Genomic DNA, 16,076 nt, shown 5'->3' on the forward strand with positions numbered 1-16,076 from the left:
CACGGTGACGGAGACGCCGGTGCCCACGGAGACCCCCGCGCCTTCGCCCACCCCCACCCCTCAGCCTACCCCCACCCGGCTGCCCGAAAGCGTGGTGTTGGAGGGCATTCAATATACGGATCAACATAACGGCTGGAACAACTGCGGCCCGGCCAACCTGACCATGGCTCTGTCGTATTTTGACTGGGAAGGCAAGATGTTGGATGTGGCAGCGGTGCTGAAGCCCTTTGCCGAAGATAAAAATGTCATGCCGTATGAGATGGCGGACTATGTGAACACCCAGACCAACCTGCGTGCGGTGGTTCGCCAGGGCGGGACGCTGGAAGGCGTGAAGAGTTTGATCGCCAATCAGCTCCCGGTCTTGTTGGAAATCGGCACGTTTCGCATCCGCGACCTGAACGGGAAATACTCCTGGATGGGTCATTACCAGGTGATCAACGGTTATGACGACGCCGCGGGCGAGTTTATTTTGCAGGATTCTTATCTGACCAACGGCCAGAATTACCGCCTGAGCTACGACACCCTGCTGGCGGAATGGCGCTCGTTCAACTTTATTTATGTGGTGATTTACCCGCCGGAGCAGGAAAACCTGGTGATGAGCCTGTTGGGCGCATCGGCGGACGAGGCCGCGGCGGACCGCGAGGCTTATGCCAAGGCTTCGGCCGAGGTGTACAGCCTGACGGGTGCGGATCAGGTGTTTGCCTGGTACAACCGCGGGACGAGCATGGTGCGGCTGCAAGATTATCAGGGCGCGGCCCAATCGTATGATGAGGCCTTCCGGCTGATGGCGGCCCTGCCCGAAGAGCAGCGCCCCTACCGGCTGCCCTGGTATCAGACCGGCCCTTATTTCGCCTATTTTTACGCTGGGCGCTACCAGGATGTGATCAACCTGGCAGACAGCGTGTTGGAACCATTGGAACGCACCAAGAAGCCTTATTTGGAAGAAAGTTTTTATTGGCGCGCGCGCGCCAAGAACGCCGTTGGGGACGTGGCTGGCGCGATTGACGATTTGCGCCGGAGCCTGGAATATCACCCCGGTTTTACACCCAGCGAAGAACTTCTCTCTGCTTTGGGGGGCTAACCGCACCGTTCTTATGCCGACTCTGCTGCATTTTGCCGACGCTCACATTGATATGGCTGCCCACGGCAGACATGACCCCGAAAGCGGTCTGCCGGTGCGCGTGTTGGATTTCCTGAAGGCGCTGGATACCATTGTGGATACGGCCATCCAGGAAAAGGTGGATGTGGTGGTGTTTGCGGGCGATACGTATAAAGACCGCACGCCCGTGCCCACCTTCCAGCGCGAATGGGGGCGGCGCATCATGCGCCTGTCGCGGGCGGGCATTCCCACCCTGCTGCTGGTGGGAAACCACGACCTTTCCCCCGCGGCGGGGCGCGCCCACACCCTGCATGAATACGACACCCTGGAAGTGCCTTATGTGAAGGTCTTGGGGAAACCGGCCTATCTGGGCCCCCAGGATTTGTGGGGTCTGCCTTTGCAGGTGATCGCCTTGCCGTGGATCAACCGCTCCGGGTTGATGGCGGCTTTGCAGGTGCGCGGACTGACCCCTGACGAGGTAGCGGGGGAGGTGGAAGCGCGGGTGACCCCCTTGATTGAAGCGCTAATCGCGGAGGCCGACCCGACCTTGCCCACGGTGCTGACGGCCCACGCCTCGGTGCAGGGGGCCACCTACGGCGGCGAGCGCAGCGTGATGCTGGGGGCGGATGTGGTGCTGCCGGGCGGGCTGCTGCGCGACCCGCGCCTGGATTACGTGGCCCTGGGGCATATTCATAAAGGCCAGAACCTGAACCCCGGGGCGCACCCGCCGGTGATTTACCCGGGTTCCATTGAGCGCGTGGATTTCGGCGAGATCGCCGATGATAAATTCTTTGTGGTGGCGCGGGTGGAGCGCGGCAAGACCGAGGTGGAATGGCGTAAGCTGCACGGACGGCGTTTTTTAGACCGCAGCCTGATGGTTGCATCGCAGGAAGGCTTCATGCAGCAGGTGCTGGCGGTGCTGCCGCCGGCCCAGGAGCTGGAGCGGGCCATTTTTCGCCTGACCCTGGCCTATCCGCGCGATTGGGAACCGTTGTTGGACGAAGCTGCCCTGCGCGCGGCCTGCGCCAACGCCTTTGAGTTTCATTTGATCCGCCGCCCCAAAGTGGAGGCCAGTCTGCGCCTGCCCAACGACCAGACCATCAGCAGCCTTTCGGCGCTGGAGCTGCTGGACCGCTACTTTGGCGTGGTTCAGACCAACCCCCAGGAAGCCCCGGCGCTGCGCGCCCTGGCCGATGAGGTCATCCGGCAGGTGGACGAAGAATAACCGCCCTGCGGCGGGCCTCGCTCCATACCCTGACATGATATACTGTTAAGACCATGCCCACAGCCTTTGAGATTTTGATTCTTTTGCTGCTCATCCTGGCCAACGGTCTGTTCGCCATGACGGAAATTGCGGTGGTATCTTCGCGCAAGGCGCGGCTGCAGCAGATGGCCGAGGACGGCAGCGCGGGGGCGCGCACGGCTTTATTGCTGGCCGAAGACCCCAACCGTCTGCTGTCCACCATCCAGGTAGGCATTACGCTGATCGGCGTGCTTTCAGGCGCGCTGGGCGGCGCCACCCTGGCGGGCGACCTGGCCCCGGTGATTGCCAAAATTCCGTGGGAATGGATTCAAACTTACAGCTATCAGATTGCCTTCGTCCTGATCGTGATCGTCATCACCTATCTTTCGTTGGTGCTGGGCGAATTGGTACCCAAACGCCTGGGCTTAAATGACCCTGAGGGGGTGGCGGTGCGCATGGCGCGCGGGATGAACGGACTTTCGAACGCGGCACAGCCGCTGGTGCGCCTGTTGAGCGTCTCCACGGACGCCATCCTGCGCCTGTTGGGCATGCGCGAGTCGCAGGAGCCGCCGGTGACCAACGAGGAAATCAAGATCCTCCTGGAACAAGGCACCCAGGTGGGGGTGTTTGAGGCTGGTGAGCAGGATTTGGTGGAGAGCGTTTTCCGCTTCAGCGACCGCTCGGTGGACGCCATGATGACCCCGCGCACCGAGGTGACCTGGCTGGACCTGGACGATTCGCTGGAGGTGAACCTGCAAAAGGTGCGCCAAAGCCCCCATCTGCTGCTGCCGGTGGCCCAGGGCAGCCTGGATAACGTTCAAGGCATTTTGAACGTGCGCGACCTTTTGGATGCGCGCCTGGAAGGTGGAGCGATTGATTTGCGGGCGCTGTTGGAACCGCCCATTTTTGTCCCTGAAAGCGCTCCGGCGCTCAAGGTTTTGGAGATGGTCAAAAACACCGGTCTGCCCATGGTGCTGGTGATGGATGAGTACGGCGGCGTGTTGGGGATGGTGACCCTTTTGGACATTCTGCGCGCCATCGTGGGCAACTTTTCCACCACGGGCGAAACGCCCGACCCGCTGGTGGTACACCGCGAGGACGATTCCTGGCTTTTGGACGGTCTGCTGCGCGTGGATGAGATGAAGGAACTGCTGGACATGGATGATCTGCCCGATGAGGAACGCGTGGGGTATCAGACCCTGGGCGGGATGATGATGAGCCAGTTTGGCGATATTCCGCGGGCTGGACAGTCCTTTGAATGGGGCGGGTACCGCTTTGAAGTGGTAGATATGGATCAGCGGCGGGTGGATAAGGTATTGGTCACCCCCCTGGCTGGATCTCAAGAGGCTTCGACAAACAACTAACGCAATGATCACCATCTGAGATCGGACTTATGATCCCTGTTCGACTGCAAATCTCCAACTTTTTATCGTACGGCGATCCGGTAGAAGTGGATTTTTCGGAGTTCCACATCGCCTGCATCACCGGTCACAACGGCGCGGGCAAGTCTTCGCTGCTGGATGCCATCACCTGGGCGCTGTTTGGGCAGGCGCGCCGCCGCGACGACGCCATCATCCACAGCCGTGCGCGCCAGGCCGAGGTGATTTTTGATTTCCGCTACGAAGAGCACCTGTACCGCGTGCAGCGCATTAAACCGGCCAACAAGACCGGCCTGCTGGAATTTTTTGTGCAGGGCAGCGACGGCGGTTTCCGGCCGCTGACCGAACATTCCATCCGCGAGACGGAAAGCGCCATCACCCGCACCCTGCGCATGGATTACGAGACTTTCACCAACGCCTCTTTCTTCCTGCAAGGCAAGGCCGATCAATTTGCCCAGCAGCGCCCCGGCGACCGCAAGCGCATCCTCAGCAATATCCTGGGTCTGGAAATTTGGGAGGCTTACCGCGAGCGCACTGCCAAACGGCGGCAGGCGGAAGAGGCTTCGTTATTGCAAGTGAACGGGCAGCTGCGCGAGATTGAAGAGGAATTGGCCCAGGAAGAGCAGCGCCGCGCCCGGCTGCAGGAGCTGCAAGCCCAGTTGGAACAGGCCGCCCAGGCGCGCCAGAAACAGGCCCAATGGCTGGATCAGGTGCGGCGGCTGGCCGATTCGCTGGCCGAGCAGGCCCGTCTGGTGGACTTGCTGGCCCGTCAGGCCGAAACGGCGCGCAGTACCCACCGGGAGCAGGCGGCTGTGCTGCAAACCCGCCAATCGGAACGGGAGCAGTACCGCGAACAGATCGCTCGTGCAGATGAGATTGCGGCCAGTTACCAGGCCTGGAAGGCTGCCCGTCAGGAGCTGGAAGGCTGGGAGGCGATGGCGGCTTCGTTTCGTCAGATTGAAACCGAACGCGCCGAGCCGCTCCTGGCGCTGGAAGCCGAAAAATCCCGTCTGGAAGCGGAGCGCGATCATTTGCGCGCCCGCCGCCAACAGATGATCGAACTGGAAGCCAATCTGCCCGCCGCGGGTGGCGAGCTTCAGGCCGCCCAGGCGGAAACGGAGCGCCTGCAGGCGCAGTTGGCCGAGCGCGAGAGCCTGGAAGCCGAACTGCGCGGCGCTCAGGATACCCGGGTGGAGCTTTTGGCCGAGAACACGCGCCTGAAGACCGAGATGGATGAGCTGAAAATGCGCATCCAACGCCTGAGCGAAGTCACCGGTGCGGCCTGCCCGGTGTGCGGTCAGCCGCTTTCGGCGCAGGATCGCGAAACTATGGCCGAAGCGCTGCAGACGGACGGCAAGAAGTTGGGCGACCGCTATCGCGAGAACCTGGAACAGAAGCGGCGCTTTGAGGAACGGTGCGCGCAGATCAACCAGGCCCTGGAGCAGCTGCGCCGGGAGGAAGGAGAATTGCGCACGGCCCAACGGCGGTTGGATCAGGCCCACGACCGGAAGGCGCAGATGGACGCGGCGCTGCAAGAATGGCGCACGGTGGGCCAGCCGGCTCTGGACGCGGTGGAAGCGCGCCTCTCCAGCGGGGAGTACGCTGCGGAAGCTCGCGCCCGTCTGGCGGCGGTGGATGAACGCCTGCGGGTTTTAGGATACGATGGAGCGGCACACGATGCGGCCCGCCAGGCAGAGCAGGCCGGGCGCGCCAGCGAAGAGCAGCAGCGTGCGCTGGAAACCGCCCAGGCCGCTTTGGCCCCCCTGGAACGCGAGATCACCGCGCTGAGCGGGCAGGTGCAGCAGGCTGAGGAACAGGCAGCTTCTTTGGAGGCCCATTTGGCCGAGGTGCGCCAGCGGTACGAGGCAGACCGTGCCGGCCTGCCGGACCTGCGCACAGCGGAAAGCGAGCTGTTGGGATTGCAGGAGCAGGAAAACCGGCTGCGGATGCAAGTGGGGGCGGCTAACCAGTCGGTGGAGGTGCTGAAAAATCAGCGTGCGCGGCAGAGTGCCTTGCGGGCTGAACGCGAGGCCCTGGCCGTGCGGATTTCCCACTGTAAGCAGTTGGAACGCGCCTTTGGCAAAGACGGCATCCCCTCCCTGCTGATCGAGAACGCCCTGCCCGAAATTGAGGAGCACGCCAACCAGCTGCTGGACCGGCTGACCAATGGGGGCATGTCGGTACGTTTTGCCACCCAAAAAGATTACAAGGATAAAAATCGCGAGGATAAGAAAGAGACCCTGGATATCCTCATCAGCGACCCCGCCGGGGTGCGGGAATATGAGCTGTTTTCCGGCGGCGAGGCCTTTCGCGTGAATTTTGCCATCCGTTTGGCGCTTTCACGGGTGTTGGCCCAGCGCGCCGGGGCGCGGCTGCAAACCCTGGTGATTGACGAGGGTTTTGGCAGCCAGGACGCCGAGGGCCGCCAGCGCCTGGTGGAAGCCATTCACCTGGTGCAGGAGGATTTTGCCAAAATTTTGGTGATCACCCACCTGGAAGAGCTGAAAGACGCTTTCCCAGCGCGCATTGAGGTGGAAAAAAGCCAGAACGGTTCGCGTGTACAGGTGCTGATTTGAGCCAGATCGCGGCGCGGGTGGGTGTGATTCAACGGGTGCTGCCCGCTTACCGGGCGGCCTTTTTTGACGCCCTGGCGGCGGAATGCGCGGGCGGGTTGAGCGTGTTCGCTGGTCAGCCGCGTCCCGAAGAGATGATCGAAGAGCAGCCCGCTGGGCTGCGCACGGCCGTGCGCGCCGAGGCCGAAAACCACCACTGGTTTTCGGGCGGGGCCTATCTGTGCTGGCAAGGGGGCCTGATGCGCTGGCTGAAGGAATGGCAGCCGCAGGTTTTAATTGTGGAAGCCAACCCGCGCTATGTGCGCACCCCTTCGGCGGTGCGCTGGATGCACCGCCGCGGCCGCGGGGTGATTGGCTGGGGGTTGGGCCTGCCGCACGGCGGCAAAGGGCCTGCGGGCTGGCTGAGGCGGCGTTTCCTGACGCAGTTTGACGCCCTGGTCACCTACAGTCAACAGGGCCTGCGCGAATACCGCGCGGCGGGTTTCCCAGCGGGCAAGGTCTTTTTGGCGCCCAACGCGGTGGCTGCCCGCCCCACGCTGCCCATTCCGCCGCGTCTGACCACTTTTGAAGAAGCCGGCCCGGCGGTGCTGTTTGTGGGGCGGCTTCAGGCGCGCAAGCGCGTGGATTTGCTGCTGCGGGCCTGCGCGGCCCTGCCCGCGGGGGAACAGCCGCGGTTGTGGGTGGTGGGGGATGGCCCCGAAAGACCGGCTTTAGAGGCCCTGGCCCAAAGCGTGTACCCGCAGGCGCAGTTCTTCGGCGCGCGCCACGGAGATGAGCTGGCTCCTTTCTTTGACACGGCGGATGTGTTTGTGCTGCCGGGTACGGGCGGGCTGGCCGTGCAGCAGGCCATGTCGCACGGTCTGCCTGTGATGGTGGCTGAGGCCGACGGCACCCAGGCGGATCTGGTGCGGCCGGAGAACGGCTGGGCTTTGCCGCCCGGTGACTTGCAGGCGCTGACCCAAACCTTACGCCAGGCGCTGGCGGACCCAACAGCGCTGCGGCGCATGGGGGCGGCTTCGTACCGCATTGTGCGCGAAGAAATCAACCTTGAAAACATGGTGGCGGCCTTTGTGCGCGCTGTGGGTTCGCTTCAGGAGAAATGAACATGCATATTCTGCTGGTTGCCGACGGGCGCAGCCCGACCACTCGCCGCTGGATTTTGGGGTTACAGGCCATGCAGCACCGCGTGACCGTGGTGTCCACCTTTCCATGTGAGGAAATTCCCGGCGTGGAGGGTATGGTGACCCTACCGGTGGCCTTTGGGGGCATGGCCGGTGGGCAGGTGACCACACGGCGGGCGACCACCGGCAGCGGCGGACGTGTACGTCCGCTGGTCAGCCGCTTCCGCGGTCTGTTCCTGCGCGGACGTTACGGCTTTGGCCCCATCAGCCTGGCGTGGTACGGCCCGCGTTTTCGCCGCCTGGCAGCTGAGCTGCAGCCTGATCTGGTGCACGGTTTGCGCATTCCCTTTGAGGGCATGTTGGCTGCCTATACCCCGCCGGGCATTCCGCTGGTGGTTTCGGTATGGGGCAACGATCTGACCCTGCACGCTCACGGCTCGCGCTGGATGGCCGAGGCCACGCGGCGCACGCTGCGGCGCGCGGATGGGCTGATGGCTGACGCCCAACGCGATACCCGTTTGGCGCGGCAGTGGGGCTTCTTCCCCAACCGCCCCAGCCTGGTGGTGCCTGGGTCGGGGGGCATTGATCTGGCCGAGATGCACCGCACGCGTGAAGAGGCCGAAGGCAGCGGGATGGAATACCTGCCCGCAGGGGTGCCAATTGTGATCAATCCGCGCGGCTTCCGGCCTGGATCGGTGCGCAACGACGTGTTTTTCCAGGCGATTCCCCTGGTGCTGCAGCGCAGTCCGAAAACGGTTTTTGTCTGCCCCGGCATGGCGGGCCAGCCCGAGGCACAGCGTTGGGTGCAGCGGCTGAAGATTGGCGAGCATGTGCGCCTGCTGCCTTTTTTGACCCAGGGGCAGCTTTGGGATTTGTTTCTGCGGGCGGCGGTGACGGTCAGCGTCAGCGAGCACGACGGCACGCCCAATACCCTGCTGGAAGCCATGGCTTTGGGCTGCTTCCCGGTGGTGGGGGATATCGAATCCCTGCGAGAATGGATCACGCCGGGGGTGAACGGCTTGCTGGTGGAACCGGCCAAACCGCAGTCTCTGGCGGAGGCGCTGGCGGCGGCTTTGGATCGGCCTGGGCTGCGCTCTTCGGCGGCGGAGATTAACCTGCGCCTGATTCAGCAGCGGGCTGAGGCCAATTTGGTGCGCTCACAGGTGCAGGTGTTTTACCAGCGACTGTTTGACGCGGCCCAGCAGCAGCCCTCCGCAGCCTAAAATTGGGGGCGTGCCGCGCGGGCGCCCACTGCACGCCTCTGGTACAATTCATGGATACGGCACATCACGGACCGGAAAACCATGTTTGAACTCTTCTTTCACCCCACCATCATTTACCGCAGTTACTTAAATCTGGCCGCTGTTGAGGGTCTGGTCGCCCTGGCTTTTTGGCTGGGTGCGCCGCAAACCCGCATGAGCGACGGCCGGTTGGCGGCCAGCGCCCTGTTCGCGGGGGCGGTGATTTTGTGCGTGGGGTTGGCGGTGCGCGCCTGGACGCGGCCGGTGTGGATGGCTGAGTTCAATGAAAGCCTGGAGCTGTGGCTCAGCCGCCGCAGCCACCTGCTGGCGGCTACCCTGGGGCTGATGTTGAGCGGCCTGCTGCTGCTGGCCCTGCCGTGGGTGCTGCCCGCGGTGGCCCAGGCCATACCCGTGCGCGTGGCGGGCGGGTATCAGGCCCTGGCGGCGGAACGGCTGGCGGCGGCGCGGGCGGGATTGGCCAATACCCTGCCGCTGTTGGTGTGGCTGATTTTGCTGGTGGGGCAGGCCCTGGCGGTGCTGGGGATCAACTTTGCGCCCATGTACCGCGTACGCGGGTTCTGGCAGGGGCAAACCGTGGTGCGCGCGGGGCTGGTGCTGCTGACTTTGGCCGCGGCGGCCTATCACATGCTGGTAGTGGTGTTTCACCTGGAGCCTTTGGCGGGCTTTGTGTCTTTGGGGTGGGGCAGCCTTTCGCGGCCGGATATGTTCGCCTGGATTTTTGGGCTGTTCATGCTGGCGCTGGTGTGGATTTTACGCACAGCCCACCGCCCTGGGCGCAATTTGCTGCTGCTAGTGGTGATGGGCGCGGCGCTGCGCCTGGCTTTCGGCTGGATGGCTTTCGGCAGCCTGGAGGCGCTGGACGCGCAGGTCAACGCGGGCCGCGGGGGAGCCTTGCTGATGGCGGCTGTGGGCAGTCTGGGGCTGGTGCCCCTGTTCTTCGTCAGCCGGGCGCTGCTGGGAACCAACAGCGCCAATCTGCCGGGGATGCTGTGGGTCACGGCGCCAGCCGCCCTGCTGGGGGTATGGACGCTGGACGAGGCGCTTCTGCCCGCCCTGTTTGCCGTGGGGCTGTTCTTCACCGAACGCAGCCTGACACGGCGCTCCTGGGGGTGGGCGGCGGTCAGCGGGGCCTTCAGCGTGCTGGCCAGCGCGGTGTGCGGGGCGGGTATGCTGGCTTTGGTGCCGCTTTCGCTGCTGTGGCTGGCGCTGGACGGGCGGCGCAGCCTGCCCTGGGCGCGCCTGGCGGGGGTGACGGCGGGGGCGTTGGCGGCCTGGGTGGGGCTGCTGCTGACCACCGGCTTTCAGGCCCTGGCCTTCACGGCTTCGTTTGAGTTGGGAAATCTGTTGGCCTGGGGGTTGGCCTGCGGGTTGGGGTTGGCGGTGTTGACCGCGGCCAGCGGTGTGCGCGCCTGGGTTCGTTGGGTCAGCGGGCGGGCGCAGAAGGTGGACGGTCTGGGGGCAAGCTTGCTGGGGGTGGGGCTGCTTTTGGGCGCTCTGAGTGGCTTTGGAACGGCCTTATTCCCGGCGGTGTGCCTTTCGGCCAGCCGCGAGACGGGCGGGCTTTTGGGACGGCGCGGCCCGGGCTTTGGGCTGCTGTGCGCCCTGCAATTGCTGACCAGTTTTCTCTTCCTGTATTTCTAAAATCATAAAAAAACGGCCCTGTTGAGGGGCCGCTGTGCGTTCACAGGGGGAAAACCGTGCTTACCACCAGATGCGGAACCACGTGGCGGTTTTGGCGGTGAGGCCGTCTTTTTCCACAGAGATATCCACACGGATGACCTCTTTGAATGGGTAAAAACCCACATCAAAATTGGTTTGGCTGATGCCGTTGACGTCTGAGGGGGCGATGCGCGCGTCGTAGCGGTTGTTGGGGTAGTGCACCGTGACGGCCACCGAGGCGCCCTCGACGGGATTGAGATTTTGATCCTGCACGACCACGTAGAGCGACTGCGGGTTGCCGCCGGGGATGAGCGCCTGAGAGACAAAGGCATGCACCTGCAAGGTGGTGCTCTGCGGCGCAGCCAGGGGGGCGCTGCTGTTGGCCCCGTCACCGGTCAGGCCGTAGGATTGGCTGTAGGCCAGGGTACCGAGTTCCTGCGGGATGACGCGCTCACCGGAGGGGTTTTCGGGGCGCCATTCCAAACAGCCGCTGCGGAAGCACTGCTGAAAGCGGCCCTGGGCATCCTGTTCCATCTCTGCGATGGGGTCGCCTAAGAGACGCGGGCCGTCATTGGTTTCGTAATAGGTGAGGAAGTCGTAGCACACGCGGTAGCCGTCTGGGCCGACGGCGCGGCAGGCCAGCAGCCGGTCGCCCGCCTGGGCAGCTTCGAGGGGCAGGTAATACTGTTCGCCGAGGGGCAAAAGGTGAACCTGATCGCCGACCAGCTCAAACACGGCGCGTTGGAAGAATTGCAGCGTGCGTCCGTCCGCGGTGGGGATTTCGGCGCTGATGGGCAGGCCAAAGTTGAGATACGGGTTGGGAGCGGATTCGTAAAAGGAGAGGAAAGGATCGCTGACGGTCAGCCCATTGGAAAACTCGCGCACACCGTCCTGTGCCAGAACTGGTAAGCGCACCGCCGCTCCGATGAGCAAGAGCAGCACTGCTGCGAGCGCCAAACGTTTGAGAATCCTCATAGGATGATTATACTGTCTTCCTCACCCAGCACAAGTGAAAAAAGAGGGGCAATTTTTACAATTCTTTCGAATTTGCAACGAAATGCCCCTTTCGGATCATGAATGACTTCCGCGCAGGCGGGAGGCCAGAAAATAATCCTGGGCGTTAAGCAGGGTGTCGCCCTTATTGGGAGCTGCGCGCTCGTAGCTGCCGTCTGACAGCATCAACCGCGATTTGATGTTGTCGCGCAGGTAGACATCCAACACTTCATCGCGCAGGTAGCGAACCATGCGCGTGTCTTCGATGGGGAAGAGGACTTCTACGCGCTGGTTGAGGTTGCGCGGCATGATATCGGCGGAACCCGCCAGGATGGTTTCGCGCCCGCCGTGGTGGAAGTAGTAGATGCGGCTGTGTTCCAGGAAGCGCCCCACGATGCTGCGCACGGCGATGTTTTCGGAGACGCCGGGAATGCCGGGACGCAGGCAGCACACGCCGCGCACAACCAGATCAATGCGCACGCCTGCCTGCGAGGCTTTGTACAGCAGCTGGATGATGGGCTTATCCACCAGGGCGTTCATCTTGAGGATGATGTGGCCGGGGTAGGGGCCTTGCTGGTGGGCTTCAATTTCCTGAAGGATGAGCTCTTCAAACCGGTCGCGCAGGTTGATGGGGGCCACCAGCAGCTTACGGTAGTCTTTCTTCATGGAATAGCCGGTGAGGTAATTGAACAGGTCGGTGCCGTCCGAAGCGATATCGTCATCGCAGGTGAAGAGCGACAGATCCTCATACAGTTGAGCGGTGATGTGGTTGTAGTTGCCTGTGCCGAGGTGCACATAGCGGCGGATGCGCTCGCCTTCTTTGCGCACCACCAGGGCGATTTTGGAATGGGTTTTCAGCCCCAGCAGGCCGTAGGTGACGTGCACACCTTCCTGTTCCAGCTTTTTGGCCCAAGAGATATTGCTCTCTTCGTCAAAGCGGGCTTTTAGCTCCACCAGCACGGCCACCTGCTTGCCGTAATCGCGAGAGGCCTCCAGCAGGGCATTGACCACCGGTGAATTGCTGCCCACACGGTAGAGGGTCATTTTGATGGCCAGGACGTTGGGGTCGCGGGCCGCGGCGCGCAGAAAATCCACCACGGGGGTGAAGGAATCATATGGGTGGTGCAGCATGATATTGGTGGAGCGCATGGTGGTGAAGAAGGCGTCGCGCGGGGCGTCGGGCGGGTAGCGCAGGCGCGGGGGGATGGCGGGCAGGTAGGGGCGGTCGTGCAGGTCGAAGCGGTCAATGCGCGCGATCTGCATGACGGAGCGCAGGCTGAGCGGCCCTTCCAGGATGTAGACGTTTTTCAGATCCACCTTCATGTTATCAATGAGGATGTCGCGCACATCCTCGGGCATGTCGCGGTCCACCATCAGGCGGGTAACGGCCCCAAAGCGGCGGTTGCGCACATTTTCTTCCATCGTTTCCAGCAAATCCAGGGCTTCCAATTCCTGAATTTGGATGTCGGCGTTGCGGGTGACGTGGAAGGAAAAGGCCTCGATCACCTCCAGGCCGGGGAAGAGGTGTTCCAGGCGGTTGGTGATGAGTTCATCCAGCCAGATGAAGTAGTGGTGGTGGGGAACGGTGCCGTCGCGGCGCAGGCCGCCGGAGGAACGCCGGATGGGGACCAATTGGGGCAGGGAGGGGGGTACTTTGACGCGGGCAAAGCGGCGCTGACCGTTTTGGTTGTCGCGCACGACCACCGCCAGGTTGAGGGACAGGTTGGAGATGTGCGGGAAGGGGTGGCCGGGGTCCACCGCCAGAGGCGTGAGCACGGGGAAGACGATTTCGTCAAAGTAGCGGTCCACGGTTTCGCGCTGGCGTTGGCTGAGTTTGTTATATTTCAAAATGTGGATGCCGGCCTTGTCCAACTCGGGAACCAGGGTGCGGTTCCAATAGGTGCGGGCCTCATTCATGATCTTTTCGGCCAGTTTGCGGATTTCGGCCAACTGGCGAGCGGGGGTGAGGCCGTCCACCGAAAGCTCGGAGACTCCGGCCTCATTCTGCATGATCAGCCCGCCCACGCGCACCATGAAAAACTCTTCCAGGTTTGAGCCGACGATGGAGAGGAATTTGACGCGTTCCAGAAGGGGGTTTTGGGGATCCTGGGCCTCTTCCAGTACGCGGCGCTGGAATTGCAGCAGGCTGATCTCGCGGTTAATGTACAGCGCGGGGGAATCCAGGGCGATTTCGGCCTCGCTGGGGCTGGCGGGGGCAGGGGCGGGGGCGGGAGGGTGTTCCATCTGTTTTTGTTTGGGGGTCACTTTTTTCGCCATTCTCCCAATTCCTCCGGTGATTTGTTGAGCGCAGATGTTAAGATTATACCTGAATGGGCAAGAATGAGGCAGGCTGCGGTGTGAAAAGAGGCTGCCGCTGGTTCTTTGCGGGCAGCCTCTGAACTGTTGGGGGGGGGAGGGTCAGCGTTTGCCGAGGGAGGCGGCGTAGACCGTGAACTGCTCCTGGCCGTCTAACCCCAGGGCTGGGTTGAGCAGGTCGTCGTGATAGGCGGCGATGGCGCACACCCCGCAGGCCACGCTCTCGGCGGCCAGGTAGAGGTTCTGGCACACGTGTCCGGCGTCCAGCAGCAGGTAGCGGTAGCCGCGCTCGCCGTAGCGCCAATACATGCGCTCCAGCACAGCCGCCCAGAAGAAGGTGGCAGCAGAGCGGCGCACCTGTTCCTGATCCCAACAGGCGTGCACCAGGGTGTCCACCAGGGCGGGGTCGCTGTTGACGGGCAGCAGGGCATGTTCGAGGGCGATATAGCGGTACAGGCCGGGGGCCACATCCGCCACGCGGTTGAGCAGCAGGAAGGTTTCAAAGGCGTGGCGCGCGCCCGCCGAGGGCACCGTGCGGAAGGTGACGGGGCGGTTGGTGACGTTCTGCACGCCCTGGGTGGCCCACAGCAGGTAGGAAAGCTCGTCGAGGGTCAGGGGCGTGTCTTGATAGTGGCGCAGGGTGCGGCGCTGCTCAATGGCCAGGCGCAGATCCAGCGCGGGGATGTGCAGACTGTCGGGGGAAGGCAGGTCGATGAGGGCGGCCTGGGGCGGGTAAGGCAGTTCCAGCGCGGGCTGGGGCACGCCCTGGCTTTGGCGCGAGGGTTCCAGATGTTGGGGGGCGGTGCGCTCCATAAAGAGCTTGCCGATGCTTTCGCTCATGGGGGAATCTCCTGGGGGTGGATTAGGCTGGGTTGGAAAAGGTGACCGGCAAACCGGCAAAGAGGTCTGTTTGACGGGCGTCAGCGGCGGGTTCGGGGTAGGCCTGCATGAAGGTCTCTTTGGCCTGGAACCAACGCTGCAAACGGGGCAGCAGCCCGCTGGACATCTGCTTGCCGCCCTGACTTTCATGGCAGGCGGCGGCCTGGGCGCGCTGCTCAGCCACCTCGCGGTAGCCGATGACGGCGTGGGTGGGGAACTGCACCTGGGCGATGGACACCAGGTCAATATCCTGATTTTGCCCAAAGCGGCGCGGATCGCGGCCAAAGAGGGGCATCAGGCGCACGGCCAGGCGCAGGAAGGTATTGGGGATGGTGTGAAAAAACAGCCGGTCGGGGGTGTGGGGCGGCAGATCACCGGGGAAGGCCGTGGGGTCGGGGGCGGCGAAGAAGGCCCGCACGGTGGCCTGATGAATGGCGATGTGGTCGGGGTGGCGGTAGCCGCCGATGGGGTCAAAGGTCAACACCACCTGCGGGCGCAGTTTGCGGATGTAGTGGGTGACGGCCGCGGCCACCTCATCCAAAGGGGCGGCAGCCAGGGCGTGAGGGTGAAAATTGTCGGGCGAGCCGCTCATGCCCGAGTCGCGGTAGTTGAGGAAATGCACCCCGCTCAGACCCAGGATGCCCGCCGCACAGCGCAGCTCCGATTCGCGCCGGTCGGCGATGGAGGTGAAGCCTTTCATATGGGCTTCATCCATCATCCCCACTTCGCCGCGGGTGGCGCACACCAGGTGCACCTGGGCGCCGCGCCGGGCGTAATGGGCCAATGTACCGCCCATGCCGAAGCTTTCATCATCGGGATGGGCCAAAACGACCAGAAGAACGGCGGGTTCAGACACGGCGGTTTCCTCAGGGGGTGGTGAGAATGCGCATCAGGGGGCTTTCGGGGCGGTAATGGGGCTGCAATTGGGCGTAGGGCACGCGCACCTGCTGCGGCCCGGCGGCGTAGGGAGCTGCCTGATAGGGGTCAAAGGTGAATTCGAAGCCCTGCGGGGTGAACACCCAGCGGGCATAGTTCTCGGGCAGGGGGGTCAGCCCTTCGGCAAACAGCATGTCACCCAGAACGGCGGTGAGCTGATCGGTGCAGTAACTTTGCAGGTCGGTCAGATAGGGTGCGCCACTTTGGAACAGCTCTTCTAGGGCGATGGGCTGCTGGGTGAAGAGGTCATAATTGAGGGTCAGACTGTAGGAATTGGGGTGGGCGGCCCCGGCCACATAAAAGCCCACGTCCCAGCGCAGGCTGAGCAGACCGCGCTGGTTGTAAGCCACGCTGTAGTTTAAATCCAGGCTGCTGCCTGATTCGGGCATGTTTTGCGCGCGCCATTCCTCGTTGACGGCGGCGTCGGCGGCGAAGCCCTGGCGCAGGCTGTCTACCTGTTCCTGCACGCGGCGGTTCAGGTCGGCAGCGGCGGCGGACTCACCTTCAAAACGGGGGTAATGCAGGCGCAGTTCGTAGGGCGGGTTGGTCTCGGTGACGGTTTCCGACTGGTCGGAGAAATCGAGGGAGGAGGGCGCGCTGGGGGTGGGTGTGGGGG

The 16,076-nt window shown here is 63.2% G+C and carries 12 protein-coding genes; 7 read left to right on the top strand and 5 right to left on the bottom strand.

The genetic code is table 11. The features are described from left to right. The 7 genes from ADN01_RS18955 to ADN01_RS00035 form a co-directional block, all read left to right on the top strand. Window positions 1–1,081 (top strand): C39 family peptidase (locus ADN01_RS18955; protein WP_075070816.1); only part of this gene is annotated, 1,081 nt, incomplete at its 5' end. Between the two features lie 13 nt (window positions 1,082–1,094). Then, entirely contained in the window at window positions 1,095–2,324 is a 1,230-nt protein-coding gene (locus ADN01_RS00010) for a metallophosphoesterase family protein (protein WP_062419529.1), read from the top strand. Window positions 2,325–2,377: 53 nt separating this feature from the next. Then, window positions 2,378–3,706 (top strand): hemolysin family protein, encoded by a 1,329-nt coding sequence (locus ADN01_RS00015; protein WP_062419528.1) that lies wholly within the window; start codon window positions 2,378–2,380, stop codon window positions 3,704–3,706. 29 nt (window positions 3,707–3,735) lie between these two features. Beyond that, a complete protein-coding gene (locus tag ADN01_RS00020) occupies window positions 3,736–6,297 on the top strand; it encodes an AAA family ATPase (RefSeq protein WP_062419527.1) in 2,562 nt (853 codons plus the stop codon). Then, window positions 6,294–7,397 carry a glycosyltransferase family 4 protein gene (locus ADN01_RS00025; protein WP_062419526.1) on the top strand — a complete coding sequence of 368 codons (1,104 nt, stop codon included), beginning with the start codon at window positions 6,294–6,296 and terminating at the stop codon, window positions 7,395–7,397. The genes ADN01_RS00020 and ADN01_RS00025 overlap by 4 nt, the downstream gene beginning before the upstream one ends. Window positions 7,398–7,399: 2 nt before the next feature. After that, window positions 7,400–8,638 carry a glycosyltransferase gene (locus tag ADN01_RS00030; RefSeq protein ID WP_062419525.1) on the top strand — a complete coding sequence of 413 codons (1,239 nt, stop codon included), beginning with the start codon at window positions 7,400–7,402 and terminating at the stop codon, window positions 8,636–8,638. Between the two features lie 81 nt (window positions 8,639–8,719). Further along, the gene (locus tag ADN01_RS00035; protein ID WP_062419524.1) at window positions 8,720–10,318 is read left to right on the top strand and encodes a hypothetical protein; all 1,599 of its coding nucleotides are present in this window, start codon (window positions 8,720–8,722) and stop codon (window positions 10,316–10,318) included. Between the two features lie 60 nt (window positions 10,319–10,378). On the opposite strand, the gene ADN01_RS00040 is transcribed toward ADN01_RS00035, so the two are convergent. The 5 genes from ADN01_RS00040 to ADN01_RS00060 form a co-directional block, all read right to left on the bottom strand. Continuing rightward, window positions 10,379–11,311: a peptidase associated/transthyretin-like domain-containing protein gene (locus ADN01_RS00040; protein WP_062419523.1), complete on the bottom strand. Its 933-nt coding sequence runs from the start codon at window positions 11,309–11,311 to the stop codon at window positions 10,379–10,381. 96 nt (window positions 11,312–11,407) lie between these two features. Continuing rightward, complete coding sequence (ppk1, locus tag ADN01_RS00045) at window positions 11,408–13,606, bottom strand: polyphosphate kinase 1 (RefSeq protein ID WP_201778599.1); 2,199 nt, start codon at window positions 13,604–13,606, stop codon at window positions 11,408–11,410. Window positions 13,607–13,747: 141 nt separating this feature from the next. Further along, on the bottom strand, window positions 13,748–14,485 hold the full coding sequence (locus ADN01_RS00050; protein ID WP_062419522.1) for a SagB/ThcOx family dehydrogenase: 738 nt from the start codon (window positions 14,483–14,485) through the stop codon (window positions 13,748–13,750). A 22-nt stretch (window positions 14,486–14,507) separates the two neighbouring features. After that, entirely contained in the window at window positions 14,508–15,380 is an 873-nt protein-coding gene (locus ADN01_RS00055; protein ID WP_062419521.1) for a PIG-L deacetylase family protein, read from the bottom strand. Window positions 15,381–15,390: 10 nt separating this feature from the next. Continuing rightward, a partial coding sequence (locus ADN01_RS00060) for a DUF3298 and DUF4163 domain-containing protein (RefSeq protein WP_062419520.1) occupies window positions 15,391–16,076 on the bottom strand: 686 nt, incomplete at its 5' end.

The organism is Levilinea saccharolytica, assembly GCF_001306035.1.
Taxonomy (GTDB): Bacteria; Chloroflexota; Anaerolineae; order Anaerolineales; family Anaerolineaceae; genus Levilinea; species Levilinea saccharolytica.

Bases quoted from the DNA above. Each gene is read 5' to 3' on its own strand.
- ADN01_RS00010 (WP_062419529.1), top strand. From the start codon at position 1,095: ATGCCGACTCTGCTGCATTTTGCCGACGCTCACATTGATATGGCTGCC.
- ADN01_RS00015 (WP_062419528.1), top strand. From the start codon at position 2,378: ATGCCCACAGCCTTTGAGATTTTGATTCTTTTGCTGCTCATCCTGGCC.
- ADN01_RS00020 (WP_062419527.1), top strand. From the start codon at position 3,736: ATGATCCCTGTTCGACTGCAAATCTCCAACTTTTTATCGTACGGCGAT.
- ADN01_RS00030 (WP_062419525.1), top strand. From the start codon at position 7,400: ATGCATATTCTGCTGGTTGCCGACGGGCGCAGCCCGACCACTCGCCGC.
- ADN01_RS00035 (WP_062419524.1), top strand. From the start codon at position 8,720: ATGTTTGAACTCTTCTTTCACCCCACCATCATTTACCGCAGTTACTTA.
- ADN01_RS00040 (WP_062419523.1), bottom strand. From the start codon at position 11,311: ATGAGGATTCTCAAACGTTTGGCGCTCGCAGCAGTGCTGCTCTTGCTC.
- ppk1 (WP_201778599.1), bottom strand. From the start codon at position 13,606: ATGGCGAAAAAAGTGACCCCCAAACAAAAACAGATGGAACACCCTCCC.
- ADN01_RS00050 (WP_062419522.1), bottom strand. From the start codon at position 14,485: ATGAGCGAAAGCATCGGCAAGCTCTTTATGGAGCGCACCGCCCCCCAA.